Below are 13,667 nucleotides of genomic sequence, written 5' to 3'. Positions count from 1 at the left end.
AACCTTGAGCAATAAGAGGTGAACGACACTTTAACCAGTTTTATCAACGCCGCGCGACCATCACCCAGTCACGATGACGCTCCGGCCCGCATTCGAACACGGCCTCGCCGACCTTGTTAAAGCCATTGCGCTGGTAGAAGCGGATCGCCCGGGCGTTTTGTTCGTTGACGGTCAGGCGAATGGCGCCGCTCACCTGCGCCAGGGTGTCGTCGAGCAGCCGCTGGGCGCCGCCGTGGCCATGGTGCTCGGGTAGCACGTAGCAGCGGCTGAGCTCCGGCAAGCCGTCCGCTTCAGCAATTCCCAATACCTCGGGTGTGCTGTCGAGCAGGCTGTAGCCCACCACCGTGCCCAGGTGCTCGAGCACGCGCAGGCGCTTGCGCCGATTGAGCAGGTGCAAGACAAAGTGCTCGGGCTGCAACTGCGTGTCGATGTACGCCTGCAATGCCGGGGCGGCAGCGTCTGGCGGGCTGGCCAGGGCAAAGGTCTGGCCAGCGATGATGCTCAGCGCCTCGGCATCACTGGGCCGGGCAACGCGGGTAGTGAATGGCATGCAGCAACATCCTGTCGAACGGGCGATCCGGCATGGTAGCCCGAACCTTCAGAAGGCAAAACAGGAACAACCAAAAGCACCCCAAAAGCCCTGGAAATCACTGACCGGCACCGACGATTGGCGCGCGTGCTGGTGCTGGTGGGCATGCACCGCACAGGCCCCGACGCATTGATGCACCTGGGCGCTCAGCGGCGCACCCTGGCGCCAATGCCCAGGCACCTTGGCCACCGGCGACCAGTCGGGCAACACCGGCAACGCCGGCGGGTCAAGCCGGGCAAACTCGGCTGCGCCGTATACCACCTTGCCGTCGACCAGGGTCAGCACCGATTCCAGGTGTTTGATCGCTTCGGCGTCGATGCTGAAGTAGTCGGCGCTCAAGGCTGTCAGGTCTGCCAGCTGGCCAACCTTGATCTGGCCCTTCTTGCCCTGCTCGCTGGAAAACCAGGCGCTGCCATGGGTGAACAGCGACAGCGCGGTGTCGCGGTCCAGGCCCTGCGGGTACAGCGCCAGGCCGCCGACGGTACGGCCGCTGACCAGCCAGTACAGCGAAGTCCAGGGGTTGTAGCTGGACACCCGGGTGGCGTCGGTACCGGCCCCCACCGGGATGCCCTCGGCGAGCATGCGCTGGATCGGCGGTGTGTGCTGGGCGGCCTTGGCACCGTAGCGCTCGACAAAGTACTCACCCTGGAAGGCCATGCGGTCCTGGATGGCGATGCCGCCGCCCAGCGCCCGCACCCGCTCGATGTTCTTCGGGCTGATGGTTTCGGCATGATCGAAGAACCACGGTAAACCGTTGAAGGGAATGTCGCGATTGACCTTCTCGAACACCTCGAGCATGCGCGAGATCGATTCGTCGTAGGTGGCGTGCAGGCGAAACGGCCAGCGCTGTTCGACCAGATGGCGTACCACCGGCTCCAGGTCGCCCTCCATGCTGGCGGGCAGGTCCGGGCGTGGTTCGAGGAAGTCCTCGAAGTCGGCAGCGGAAAACACCAGCATCTCGCCGGCGCCGTTATGGCGCAAAAAGTCGTCGCCCTGGCCGTACTTGACGCTGCGGGTCCAGTGTTTGAAGTCGGCCAGCTCTTGCTTGGGCTTCTGGGTAAACAGGTTGTAGGCGATACGCACGGTCAACTGCCTGGCCTTGGCCAGTTGCTCGATCACCGCATAATCGTCGGGGTAGTTCTGATAGCCGCCACCGGCATCGATGGCGCTGGTCAGGCCCAGGCGGTTGAGTTCGCGCATGAACTGGCGTGTCGAGTTGACCTGGTACTCCAGTGGCAGCTTCGGTCCCTTGGCCAGGGTCGAGTAAAGGATCATCGCGTTGGGCCGGGCGATCAGCATGCCGGTAGGGTTGCCGTTGGCGTCGCGCTGAATCTCGCCACCCGGCGGGTTGGGCGTATTGCGGTCATAGCCGACCACGCGCAGGGCGGCGCGGTTGAGCAAGGCACGGTCGTAAAGGTGCAAGACGAACACCGGGGTGTCGGGCGCGGCCTGGTTCAGCTCATCAAGGGTCGGCAAACGGCGCTCGGCGAACTGGAACTCGTTCCAGCCACCGACCACCCTCACCCACTGCGGCGCCGGCGTGCGCAGGGCCTGGTCCTTGAGCAGGCGCAAGGCGTCGGCCAGCGACGGCACGCCTTCCCAGCGCAGTTCCAGGTTGTAGTTCAGGCCGCCGCGGATCAAGTGCAGGTGCGAATCATTGAGCCCGGGGATCACTGTGCGTTGCCTGAGGTCGATGACCTGGGTCGCCGGCCCGCGCAGGGCCATGACCTGGGCGTCATCGCCGACCGCCACGAAGCGCCCGTCGCGGATGGCCACGGCGCTGGCTTGTGGCCGCTCGCGGTCCACCGTGTGCAGCCGGCCGTTGTGCAGGATCAGCTCGGCCGGCACGGCCGTTTCGGTCCCGCGCAGGAGGGCTCCGGCGGCCAGTGGCGCCGTCGAGTACATGGCCCCGGCGGCACCGAGCACGGAACTGGCGGCGATAAAGCGGCGGCTGTTGCTGGGCTCGGTCATAAGGCCTCTCTCAGGCAGGATGTACTCACCAGACAGAAACCATAGACCACTGCCGGTCAGACCTCTACCTGCAGCCTGACTGCCGGATCGCCGAGGATCACATAGTTGCGTGCATCGTTGCTGGCAATCCACAGCGCGCCAAGCGCGAGGTCATCTCGCTTGGCGATCGGGTCTTTGAGCACATCCAGTTCACCATTCAACGCTACCGCCACTTCGGCGTGACGCATGGCGAAATGATCCATTGCCAGCCCCACGCGCTTGCCCTTCATCAACGCCTGTACGGTACCTTTGAAGGTGGCCAGGTCATCGCCGCAACCGGGCCAGTCAAACGAGTAGGACCAAGCCCGCTCGACATGTCCGATCACCGCCAGCGCAGCGCCGGCCGGCAAGCTCAGCGCACGCATCGGCAAAGCGGCCAGAAATGGCCGCGATGCAAGCTGGCGCAAGGCCTCGTTGCTGTGCTTGAAGTTATCCTGCAGTGGCGTGCCGGCACCATAACAACAGAAATGCATCATCACGCTGCCGGCCAGGCACAGATGGTCGTCCAGATCATCGGCACTCAAGTAGTAGTCAGCGGGGATCGCCCCCCGGTGCTGCTGCGGCCCAGGCCAGTCCTGGCACAGCAACGCGCCCTGATGGCGCAGTTGTCGCGGATCGCCGCAAGGAAAGCCCATGCCATGGCTGGCGGTGAACAGCAGAGACGGCGGCTGCCCCGACAGTTGCCCAAGCAGCCTGGCCTTGGTGGCCTGGTCTGCCACGCACTGCTCGACCTGCCAATGTTCGAGCGAAAGCTTTGCGAGTTGTTGTGCCAGGGGTTCGACCAGCAGCGCGCAACTTAGCCGAGTGGCCGCATCCGCCTCGTTGCAGGGGCCGAAGAACAGTGCCCGGCGTGTCGATGCGACCTCGGCGGCCTGCGCCGCGACAACCGACCGGGCGTAGTTGTGGTAGCCCTGCAGATGGTCAAAATGGATTCGGCCGACTGCATAGCTGACGGCCAGTTCATACTGGAAGCGAAAAGGAATGTCCTGCGGGTCAGCAACGATCATCAGGTAGTAGGGCACCTTCTGCGGAGCGACAACACCCGGTGACTTGCCGCGGGGCTGGCGAGCCAGCCATGCACGTGCGGTATCGCCTGGCCAGTAACCCGCTTCGCCGCTGAACTCGCGGTACAACGCCCCGGCCTCCAGGGCCCGCAACGCCAGCAGCGGAGCCAGGGCCTGGCGTACCTCGGCGCGCGCCGAGCGGGCAAAGATTACCGCCCAACCGGTTTGCGCCAATGCCTGGCCATCCATGTCCAATGGCAGACCGAAGCACGCCTGCCTTTTCAGGTCACGCGCCTTCAGGGATTCAAGGTCACTGGCAGGGTCGTTCAATTGCATCAGGCGCTGCCCCAGACACTCAGGCGTTAACGGTGCAGTCAGGTAATTGCCGTCGGCACCGTTGATACCGTTGAAGACAACCGTCTGGTTGTTCATTGCGCCTGCGCCTGGGTAGGCACCTCGACGACTGCCGTGGGCCTGCGCGCCAGACGTTGCGCAGCGGCGCGCATTACCTGCGGTTGCAGTTGCCATTGCCAGAGCGCGTTGCTCGATACCAGCAGTTCGTCCGCCACGGCGGCCATTGCGCTGATCGGCGTCCCCCGGGGGCTGCCCACTGGCGAGCACTGGTCTTCACTGACCGGCGTCGCGCACAGCACCATCTGCCCTTCGCGATCACCGCTGACCAGCAGGGTGGAGTCGAACTGGGCAAGGTAGGCAATACTCGACACCGCCCGGTTGTGCCACTGGCTGGAACCCAGGAGCTGCAGGTCGGCCACCCGCCACTCGATAACCGATGCATCATCACCACCGGAAGCGAGGCGCTCGCCATTGCTGCTGAAGGCCAGAGCAGTGATCAATACCTGGGCTCCCGCACTGACCTGATTGACCTGGCTCAGCGCGCCGCCGTCGGTAGACCATAGTTCGATGACGCCCCAGTCCCCTGCAATGGCCAATTGCTTGCCAGACGGACTGAAGGCCAGCGCCTTGATCCGTTGCTGCTCGGCCAGCGCGTGCTGGCCCACCAGTGACCAGCCGCCATTGGTGTCTTGCGCCCAGAGTTTGAGTTGATTACCGAAGGCACTGGCGAGCAATTGCCCGCCGGGCTGAAATGCCACGGACTCATCGCGCTCACTTCGGCATTGCAGCTCCTGCCGGCCGGCCCTGCTTTCCAGCCTGCGTTGCGGTGTATCGCCCGTCACATCCCAGACTTGCAAGTAGCCATCGCAGGTCAGGTCTGCCAGGGTATGCCCGTCGCCCGACAATGCCAGGGTCGTCAGCCGCCGTTCAGGGCCCGGGAAGTCCAGGGACTGCGGTTGTGCGTTGGCCTCGCGCCGGTACCAACGCCTGACGCTCAGCGTATTGGCCGACAGGCCGACCACCACCTGCTGATCATGCGAAGCGCTCATTGCCCGCCAGGGGCCTTCACTGCCAGTCATGCGGCTGGTCAAAGGCGTCATGCGGTTGAGATCGAGCATGCGGATCTGGGTACCGCCCCCCACTGCGACAATGCCTTCCTGTTGCGGGTGCAGGGCAATACTGTAGAGCTTCTCGCCCCAGCCATCGACGCGCACGACCTGGATGGCGGATGCCAACTGTTGGGTATCCAGCGGTTTGGCTGCTTGCTCAGGGAGCGTCCACTCAAGCAACAGTTTGTCGCCGCCAACGCTATAGAGCTTGTCCCCCTTGCGGGAAAAAGCCATGGCTGTGACGCGGCCGTGATGCATGAAACTGGGCACTACCACTCCGCTGTCGCCCGGCTTTTGCGCCCACAGATCCCAGAACAGCAGGCTGCCGTCGGCTGTGCCTGCTGCCAGCCAGCGCCCGGAGGGGTCGACCGTTGCGGCAAAGACACCGACTTTCTTGCGAATGACGTCCAGGGTGTGCAGGGTAACGACAGGTGCCGTGGCCGTTGCGGGCAGTTTCCACAGTGCCAGATTGCCCTCGGTATCGGCAGAGACCAGGTAGCCGGCATACTTTCCGGCCGGCACGAAGGTAACCCTGGAAATGTTGGTGGTGTGGTAGCCACTCAAGGTTGCGACCACGGCCGGCTTGGCCAGGTCGGCCAGCGACCAGACCGACAACGACGGTTGCCTGCGGCGATTGCCCGGGGTTACCAGCCACTGGCCGCTGGCATCGAATTGCGCACTCATCAGCACGCCACGGTCGACACTCACATCCCGAGCATTAAACCGCGCCAGCTCCACCGGGGCCGCGCCACCTTCCTGCCAGAGGACCATTGCACCGATGCGGTTGGCGCTGACCAACAGCTTGCGCAGCGGGTTGTAGGCCAGCGACTGGATGCTCTGCCCTGCATCGTTGTCCAGGCTCTGGCCGGGCGCCTCGTCCCCGGCCAGCGGCCAGGCGAAGGTCTGCCCGTTCCAGTCGCCGGAGTACAACTGCCCGCCATCGGCGGAAAACTGCAAGCCCTTGACCACATGGCCCTGGCCGACCACCCGGGTCAGCGGCGGACTCGACCCCAACGCTTTGAGCAAGCTTCGAAAATACATCGCCTGCATCGACACACTCGTGCCGGGCTCCAGCAGCGACAAGCTGCTCAACGACCGGCCACTGTCAGTCTGCACGTTGGCTTCCATCATTCGTGCCTGCAGCAGCCGTTCCTGGGCCTGGTACTTGGCCTGCAAGGCTTCAGTACGTTGCTGGTCCGCAGCGATTTTTGCTTTCTCTGCCGCATCCTTGGCATCGTTTGCACTGATCCAGGCAATTGCCACGATTACCAGGCCGAAGACCAGGCTGCCAATCAACCCCGCGGCAATCCCCAGGCGCTTGCCCAATCGGCGATTGTCAGCGCGTATCTGTTCATTGCGCCGTGCCTGCTCCTGCAGCTCGGCCTGCAAGTCCCGGGACTCCTGGAGAAATTCGCATTCGAGCGGGTTGAGTTCGCCAGGATGCTCCTCCACGTATTCCTGGGCTTTTAGTAACTCTGCAGGATTGAGCAGCAGGTTTTCCGCGCGGTTTTCCTTGATCCACTGCATGGCGCGCTTCTGCACCAACTGCAGGTGCGACTCCCGCCACTTCTGGTTATTGTCCAGAATCGGCCTGACCAGGCGATCATGGGACAGCTCCAGCCAGGTGCGCTCACCCGAGGTGTCGGCACGCAACAGGTGGCCGTCGATCAATGAGTCCACCGCTTCATCCAGAGCAGGATCAACGCCGATTTCCCGCAGCACCCGAGTACGTGCCTGGCTGTCGGTCAACAGCTTGCTCTCGATCCAGTCGCGTAGAGTGCGTTCTCGAATCTTGCGACCGGCGCTGGCCCGATTCAATTCGACCTGGTAGTACTCCTCCAGCGCGGTGTCGACCTCGTTGCTTTGCCCATCGGCATTGATATCCGCCGCGGTGATTGCCCGCTGTTCGCCGATAACCACTTTGTCCCATAAGCGCAAGCTGACGACCTGCAGTTGCACCGGTTCGACATAGCGCCCTTGCTTGGTATTGCGCTCGCCCGGCTGGCCGGTGCCGCTTAGGTCGCTGACCAGGCGCTCGGCGGCAGCGGCTTCAAACCACCCCGCTGCCGGGCCAACGATCGCCTCCACTGCCTGCGTGCGGTCCAGTGGTTCGAGCCGATAACGGAAAGTCAGGGCCGTCGGAATCAGGTCCAGATACGGCTCAAGTTCGGCAACATAGTCCTCACGCATCGAGAACAGTGCCCAGACCTGCTGCACCCGGGGGGTGCCATCCTCGCCGGGCCCCAGGTCAATGCCTTCGCTCAGCAGTTTACCCAGTTGCTGGATGAATGCCTGCTTGCGCTCCCAGTCGTATCGATCCAGGGTAAACAGCTCTTCAAACTGGTCGAGGACCAGCACCGGAAACACCCCATTGGGCTGCGCCTGCTCTGCATCGCGCATGCGCAGTTTCAAGTAGCTTGCCAGTGTTTGCTGCGCCAGCACGCCCTCGCTCAAGCGCTCATCGCCGCGCCCGGCCTCCATCGAATGCAGGGTCGCGCTCAGGTACGGATTGAACGAATCGCTTTCGCCCGCACCAGGCGGGCTCAGGCTGTCCAGGCGGATAATCGGCAATGGCCACAGGCGCTCTCTGAGCTGCGGTAGCAAGGCGGCCTGGATCAGCGATGTCTTGCCGGCACCGGAGGGTGAAATCAGCAGTACGATGCGCTTGCTGATCAACAGGTCGAACAGCACCTGGGTTTCCTGCTCCCGACCGTACAAGGTTTTGCCTTCAGTGAACGGTAACGGACCAATATAGGGGTTGGCATGGTCTGTCATGGTGCCACCTCGTTACGCGTCAGGAGGGATTACACCTTGTTCGATACAACGTTCCGTCAGTGACTGGATAAACGCCTGGGCGCTGCCCCAGAACACGTGAAGCTTGCCTTGGTGGGCATCGATGAAATACTTGGCGAGGTAATCACTGGCGCGGTCCGGGTCGATGATCAGGCCCTCACGCGGGCTGACCTGCACCGCCACGCGGGTACCGTTAAGCGAGCTTCCCGGCTGCATCAGGATCCCTTTGAGCAGCACCCGGAAGTCCCAGTCATCGGGTTGAAATCCCAGTAACAGTGCACCTTGCGACGCCAACGCGCTGGACACCGCCCCCGGGATACTGGCCAGCTGGGAGCGCTCATTGCGGGTGACCGCCATGAGGAAATCAAAATAATCATCTTCGGTAATCACCAGGCTGTTGGTATATTCGAGGCTGCCATACACATAAAAGATCAACGGTTCGGCGACACTGGGTTTGTATTTCTTCGGCAGCGACGGGCCATTGAACTGCGGCGTATTGTTATTGGTCACCCAGGTACACAATGCAATCTGCGGTTGTTTACCTGCTTCAATCAAAGCATCCCTGAGAAAATTATCCCGGTTGGCATTGATGTAAATCGGCACTGGCAACCTGGCCAATAATCGATGCACATCTTCTTTATGCTGCTGGCGCTGATGACGGCCAACAAAAGCCATTAACTCATTGAGGGTTTGATCCGAGTCCTTGCCATTGCGCAACCGTTCACCCTGATCATCCTCCACTATTGCCAGCTGTTCCTTGTAGCGTTCACGGATGTGCGATATCAAATACGACTGAAGTTCCGCCACGACCACATTCGGACTTTGCCGGTACTTCAAGTACTGGGCGACATGCTCGATCCGATCGCGGTGTTGAGGGGCCAACGGAAACTCATACAGTTGCGCCCACTTCTTGGCAATGTTACCCATGCTGCCCAGTGTCGACTCCACCAGTCCGGGCCCCAGAATCGGTACGCACTTTTCCTTGGCCACATCGGTGACGATACTTTTCCATCTGTCGAACTGGGCGTCGGGCTGGGCAAACGCCGGCCACAACCGCCCGGAGCGCAAGCGCATGAACAGCACCGGCATCCACCAGTCGCTTTCACCGCGCACCTGGCTGCGCGCAGCGGCCACGGCACGGTCGATCTGGCCGTGGCAGGCGAGTTCCTCGAACAGCGTGCTGATGAACATGGCGCTGGTGCGCTGGGTGATCGCACCTTGCATGGCTATCACCGCCGGCACCCCCGCTGCCGCCAGGCTGGGACCGATGGCGGTCAATGCGCCGGCGTGTTCGTCGCCGGCGCTGGCGCAGGAAGCGAGAATGATCAAGCGAGGCCGCTCATCCATGTCTCGAATACGTTCGACCAGCTCCTTGCCTTCGATGAAATGCGAAGTCTTGTCTTCTTTTTCGAGCAATAGCCGGGGTTTGCCATCGCTGGTAATCGCTCCGTGGCAAATGATGTAGAGGACGTCGGCGTATTTGTGCTTCAGGGCAGTGGCAATATTGAACACCGAGGCGGGTTTATCCAGGGTGCGTATCTGTATGCTGGTTGACGCACGCGCTTCGCCCAGCTTCACCGCGTTCGTGACCCGCGCCAGCTCGGCAGCACTGTCGATGGCCGCAAGGTTCCAGCGCGTGTTCAAGTCATCCGGGTTGGCCACCACCACCAAGGTGGAGATTTCCCCGCTGTCGGCACGCGGTTGCCAGCGAAAGTCCCGGGCACTGAGGAAGCGCGAAAACCATACATTCTCCTGCACCAGCAGCCGGCTGTTATCATCCGGATCCTGCAAGGTTTCCCAACGTAAAGCGTGAAGTTCCGGCGCACTGCTCTGAATATTCAAACGCACGCGCAATCCATGTTGCCTGGCGGCGGCAATACGTGCATGGACATACGCTTCCCGCAAGGGACTTCCGGCGCCGGAAAACAACAGGTGGGTCAATAATGTTCCGTAGCGCTCGGCATCAAGCACGGCATCACGAAGTTGCGCCATGTCAAACGTTATTCGCACCGGCGCAACCAGTTCATTCTCCGTATCACTACTTGGGTTCATGAACCGTGCATCCAGCAGATAACTGCTTTCATCATGCCAGGCCAAGCGTAACTCTAATTCACAGTATTCATTCTTCGGCATGATATTCAGCGTCCTGACAACACCTCGTTCCCTTGGTATAGCAGGCGCTATGCGCCACGCAAACTACCGCCCGGCGCAGGTGTTTCAAGCGCGCAACAGTACAGCCAGACTATCGCTAATTGGCCAAGCGGCGATAACAGCTTATGACATTTAGCTGTTATCTATACGTCCTCCTTTAGTTGCAATTTACATGTTTATTCAAGATGTTACCCCGGCGCTTGGATCCACACGCGGCCCCGTGCACAGGGCCTTAACCATTGGTCGGAATGCCGTTTGTTGATCAACGTCGACGAAACAGCGGCCGTGGTTCGATCACCGAACGCCCGTACAGCACGCTCATGCCGGCCAGACCCTTGAGGGCATCCTCGGCACACTTGTCTTCGCGCACGGCATAGCTGTCAAAACCGCACTGGCGCATATGGCTGAGCTGGTCACGCAGCACATCGCCCACCGCGCGCAGCTCGCCATGCCAGCCCAGGCGGCTGCGCAGCAGGTAGGCCTGGCTGTAGCCACGACCATCGCGAAAGCTCGGGAAATCCACGGCAATCAGTGGCACCTGGGGCAGCCACGGGCGCAGCGGCTCGAGCTCGTCGTCCGGGCCCAGCAACACGCCATCACGGCCGAAGGGCCGCTGGGTACGGCGGGCAATCCAGCTGGCCAGGGGCAAGATCACCAGGCCGTCAGGCAGCAGCTCGCCGGGTTCGCGCAACAGCTGCCAGGGATCGTCCTCGATCAACTGCGCTTCACCGTTGCGCAGGCCAATCACATTACGCATATCAGCTCCTCCGGGCGCTTGGCATAGACACGTTCCTTGAAAGGCTCCAGGCCGACCCGGCGCACGGTGTCGACAAAGGGTTCGTCCAGTTCGCGATAAGCGCAGTAGGTAGCGATGATCTGCTCGATCACCTGGGGGATCTCGGCGGCACTGAACGACGGGCCGATGACCTTGCCCAAGGTGCTGTGCTTGCCCTGGGCGCCACCGAGGGTCACCTGGTACCACTCGCTGCCGTTTTTATCGACGCCGAGGATGCCGATGTTACCGATGTGGTGGTGGCCGCAGGCGTTGATGCAGCCGGAGATATTCAGGCTCAGCTCACCCAGGTCGTGCAGGTAGTCAAGATCATCGAAGCGGCGCTGGATCGACTGCGCAATCGGGATCGAGGTGGCGTTGGCCAGGGCGCAGAAGTCGCCGCCCGGGCAGGCGATGATGTCGGTCAGCAGGCCAATGTTGGCGGTGCCCAGGCCGCGCTCGCAGGCCAGGCGCCACAGCGCGTGCAGGTCGCGCTTGCGCACGTCGGGAAGGATCAGGTTCTGCTCGTGGGCAATACGGATCTCGCCGAAACCGAACTGCTCCGACCAGTCGGCCACCGCATCCATCTGCGCATCGGTCAGGTCGCCCGGTGGCGAGGCATCGCCCGGTTTGGTCGAGAGCACCACGCTGGCATAACCCGGGACCTTGTGCGCCTTGACGCAGCAGGCCACCCAGCGGGCGAAGGCGTGATCCTGGGCCAGGTGGGTGTCGTAGGCCAGCTCATCATCGATGACGCTGTCGTAGGCCGGCGGTTCGAAGGCGGCGGCGACACGCTGGAATTCGTCCTCGGTCAGTTGCGCCGGGCCGTCCTTGATGTGTTGCCACTCCTCCTCCACCTCGCGGGAGAACGCCTCGATGCCCAGCGCCTTGACCAGGATCTTGATCCGCGCCTTGTACTTGTTGTCGCGCCGGCCATGGCGGTTGTACACGCGCAAGATGGCTTCGACGTAGGACAACAGGTGCTGCCACGCCAGCCCTTCGCGAATCTGCAAACCGAGGATCGGCGTGCGCCCCAGGCCGCCGCCGACCATCACCCGCAGGCACATCTGGCCGCGGCCGTCGCGGTAAAGATAAAGGCCGATGTCATGCATCATGATTGCTGCGCGGTCTTCGATGGCCGAGCAGATGGCGATCTTGAACTTGCGCGGCAAGAACAGGAATTCCGGGTTGATGGTCGACCACTGGCGCAGGATCTCGGCCAGCGGCCGCGGGTCGAGCAACTCGTCGGCGGCCACCCCGGCGAAGGCCTCGGTGGTGATATTGCGCACGCAGTTGCCGGAGGTCTGGATCGCATGCATCTCGACCTCGGCCAGGCGCTGGAGGATGTCCGGCACCTGGGCCAGTTCGATCCAGTTGAACTGGATGTTCTGGCGCGTGGTGAAGTGGCCGTAGCGACGGTCGTACTCGCGCGCGATCTGCGCCAGGGTGCGCAGTTGCCGGGCACCCAAGGTGCCGTAGGGAATGGCCACGCGCAGCATGTAGGCATGCTTTTGCAGGTACAGGCCGTTTTGCAGGCGCAGGGGCAGGAACTCTTCTTCACTCAGTTCGCCAGCGATGAACCGGCGCACCTGATCGCGAAATTGCGCCACGCGCTCGAACACCAGCGCACGGTCATACTCGTCATACTGATACATGGTTCGGACCTCATCAGGGAGGCCGTTACTATGGCTTTTGGGTGTACTGAGTTACAGATTCAGGTTGGCGGTAATTATACGGATCAGATGGACTTTAAGCATCGCGGGGCAAGTCGGGTCGCCGCGATGAGGCCCTAAAGGGCGACACCGTCCGTGCGCTTCAACTCACCAATTTTCTCCAGCCGCGCGCGCACGATGTTGCGGCTGATATTCAGCAAGCGCCCGGTCTGCAACTGGTTGCCATGGCAGAAGCGGTACGCGCTGCGAAACACCGTCTGCTCGATATGCTCGTACAAGTCCGGAATGTTCTGCTCGAACAGCGCCGTCAGCGCCGCTTCAAGGCTTGGCGGCTCGCTGGCGATGCGCAGCGGCTGGCTGTGTTCTTCCTGGCGGATGCCCACCGAGCGCATGTCCACCAGGTGCAGGTCGGCCGGCTGCACCAGCTGTTGCCGGCACACCAGCAGCGCATGGTGAATGGCGTTTTCCAGCTCGCGGATGTTGCCCGGCCAGCTGTGCGAGAGCAGCTTGCGTTCGCTTTCCAGGCTCAGGCTGGCGCGGCTGTAACCCAGGCGCTGGCAGTGCTCTTCAAGGAAAAACTCAGCCAGCGGCAGGATATCCCCAGGCCGTTCGCGCAGCGGCGGCAGGCGGATGGTTGCCACGTGCAGGCGGTAGAACAGGTCTTCACGGAAATGCCCGGCCACCACCGCATCGGCGAGGTTGACGTTGGTCGCCGCCACCAGGCGCACGTTGATCGGGATCGGTGTGCGCGAACCGAGGCGCACCACTTCGCGCTCCTGCAGCACGCGCAGTAATTTCACCTGCATGTTCAACGGCAGGTCGCCGATTTCATCGAGGAACAGCGTGCCGCCATTGGCCGCTTCGAACCAACCGGCCTTGCTGTTGGTGGCACCGGTAAAGGCGCCCTTCTCGTGGCCGAACAGTTCGCTCTCGACCAGGGTTTCGGCGAAGGCGCCGCAGTTGACCGCCACGAACGGCTCGCGCCCGCGGCGGCTGAGTTGATGGATATGGCGGGCGACCAGCTCCTTGCCGGTGCCGGTCTCGCCGATGATCAGGGTGTTGGCTTCACTCGGCGCCAGGCGTTCGATGCGGCTGAGCAGTTCCTGGGAGCGCGGGTCCTTGAACACCAGAACGGTGGCGCGTACGGATTTGGTCAGTTCCCGGGCATGGGGATGGGTTATCAGCGACATGGTGCATTCCTGGCAGTGAAAG

The 13,667-nt window shown here is 62.3% G+C and carries 8 protein-coding genes; all 8 read right to left on the bottom strand.

From position 1 onward, the window contains the following. Positions 1–43 precede the first annotated feature (43 nt). Entirely contained in the window at positions 44–550 is a 507-nt protein-coding gene (locus JYG36_RS12080) for a GNAT family N-acetyltransferase (RefSeq protein WP_213604098.1), read from the bottom strand. A 48-nt stretch (positions 551–598) separates the two neighbouring features. Continuing rightward, the gene (locus JYG36_RS12075; protein ID WP_213604408.1) at positions 599–2,437 is read right to left on the bottom strand and encodes an amidohydrolase; all 1,839 of its coding nucleotides are present in this window, start codon (positions 2,435–2,437) and stop codon (positions 599–601) included. Positions 2,438–2,616: 179 nt separating this feature from the next. Next, the gene (locus JYG36_RS12070; RefSeq protein ID WP_213604095.1) at positions 2,617–4,035 is read right to left on the bottom strand and encodes a hypothetical protein; all 1,419 of its coding nucleotides are present in this window, start codon (positions 4,033–4,035) and stop codon (positions 2,617–2,619) included. Continuing rightward, positions 4,032–7,841, bottom strand: coding sequence for an NACHT and WD repeat domain-containing protein (locus tag JYG36_RS12065; protein ID WP_213604093.1), 3,810 nt, complete (start codon positions 7,839–7,841; stop codon positions 4,032–4,034). The genes JYG36_RS12070 and JYG36_RS12065 overlap by 4 nt, the downstream gene beginning before the upstream one ends. A 12-nt stretch (positions 7,842–7,853) precedes the next feature. Beyond that, a complete protein-coding gene (locus tag JYG36_RS12060) occupies positions 7,854–9,992 on the bottom strand; it encodes a CHAT domain-containing protein (protein ID WP_213604091.1) in 2,139 nt (712 codons plus the stop codon). A gap of 280 nt (positions 9,993–10,272) precedes the next feature. After that, positions 10,273–10,767 carry a DUF934 domain-containing protein gene (locus tag JYG36_RS12055; protein ID WP_213604090.1) on the bottom strand — a complete coding sequence of 165 codons (495 nt, stop codon included), beginning with the start codon at positions 10,765–10,767 and terminating at the stop codon, positions 10,273–10,275. Further along, positions 10,755–12,437 (bottom strand): nitrite reductase NirA, encoded by a 1,683-nt coding sequence (gene nirA / locus JYG36_RS12050; protein WP_213604089.1) that lies wholly within the window; start codon positions 12,435–12,437, stop codon positions 10,755–10,757. The genes JYG36_RS12055 and nirA overlap by 13 nt, the downstream gene beginning before the upstream one ends. Before the next feature lie 134 nt (positions 12,438–12,571). Further along, complete coding sequence (locus JYG36_RS12045) at positions 12,572–13,645, bottom strand: sigma-54 interaction domain-containing protein (protein WP_213604088.1); 1,074 nt, start codon at positions 13,643–13,645, stop codon at positions 12,572–12,574. Positions 13,646–13,667: the final 22 nt, after the last annotated feature.

Source organism: Pseudomonas sp. SORT22, from assembly GCF_018417635.1.
In the GTDB taxonomy this organism is placed as follows: domain Bacteria; phylum Pseudomonadota; class Gammaproteobacteria; order Pseudomonadales; family Pseudomonadaceae; genus Aquipseudomonas.
Note: the sequence above shows the minus strand (reverse complement) of the source record. Positions and strands in the feature narration are given on the sequence as shown.

Excerpts from the sequence above, each read along its gene's own strand:
- JYG36_RS12080 (WP_213604098.1), bottom strand. The coding sequence starts at position 550 with ATGCCATTCACTACCCGCGTTGCCCGGCCCAGTGATGCCGAGGCGCTG.
- JYG36_RS12070 (WP_213604095.1), bottom strand. The coding sequence starts at position 4,035 with ATGAACAACCAGACGGTTGTCTTCAACGGTATCAACGGTGCCGACGGC.
- JYG36_RS12065 (WP_213604093.1), bottom strand. The coding sequence starts at position 7,841 with ATGACAGACCATGCCAACCCCTATATTGGTCCGTTACCGTTCACTGAA.
- JYG36_RS12060 (WP_213604091.1), bottom strand. The coding sequence starts at position 9,992 with ATGCCGAAGAATGAATACTGTGAATTAGAGTTACGCTTGGCCTGGCAT.
- JYG36_RS12055 (WP_213604090.1), bottom strand. The coding sequence starts at position 10,767 with ATGCGTAATGTGATTGGCCTGCGCAACGGTGAAGCGCAGTTGATCGAG.
- nirA (WP_213604089.1), bottom strand. The coding sequence starts at position 12,437 with ATGTATCAGTATGACGAGTATGACCGTGCGCTGGTGTTCGAGCGCGTG.
- JYG36_RS12045 (WP_213604088.1), bottom strand. The coding sequence starts at position 13,645 with ATGTCGCTGATAACCCATCCCCATGCCCGGGAACTGACCAAATCCGTA.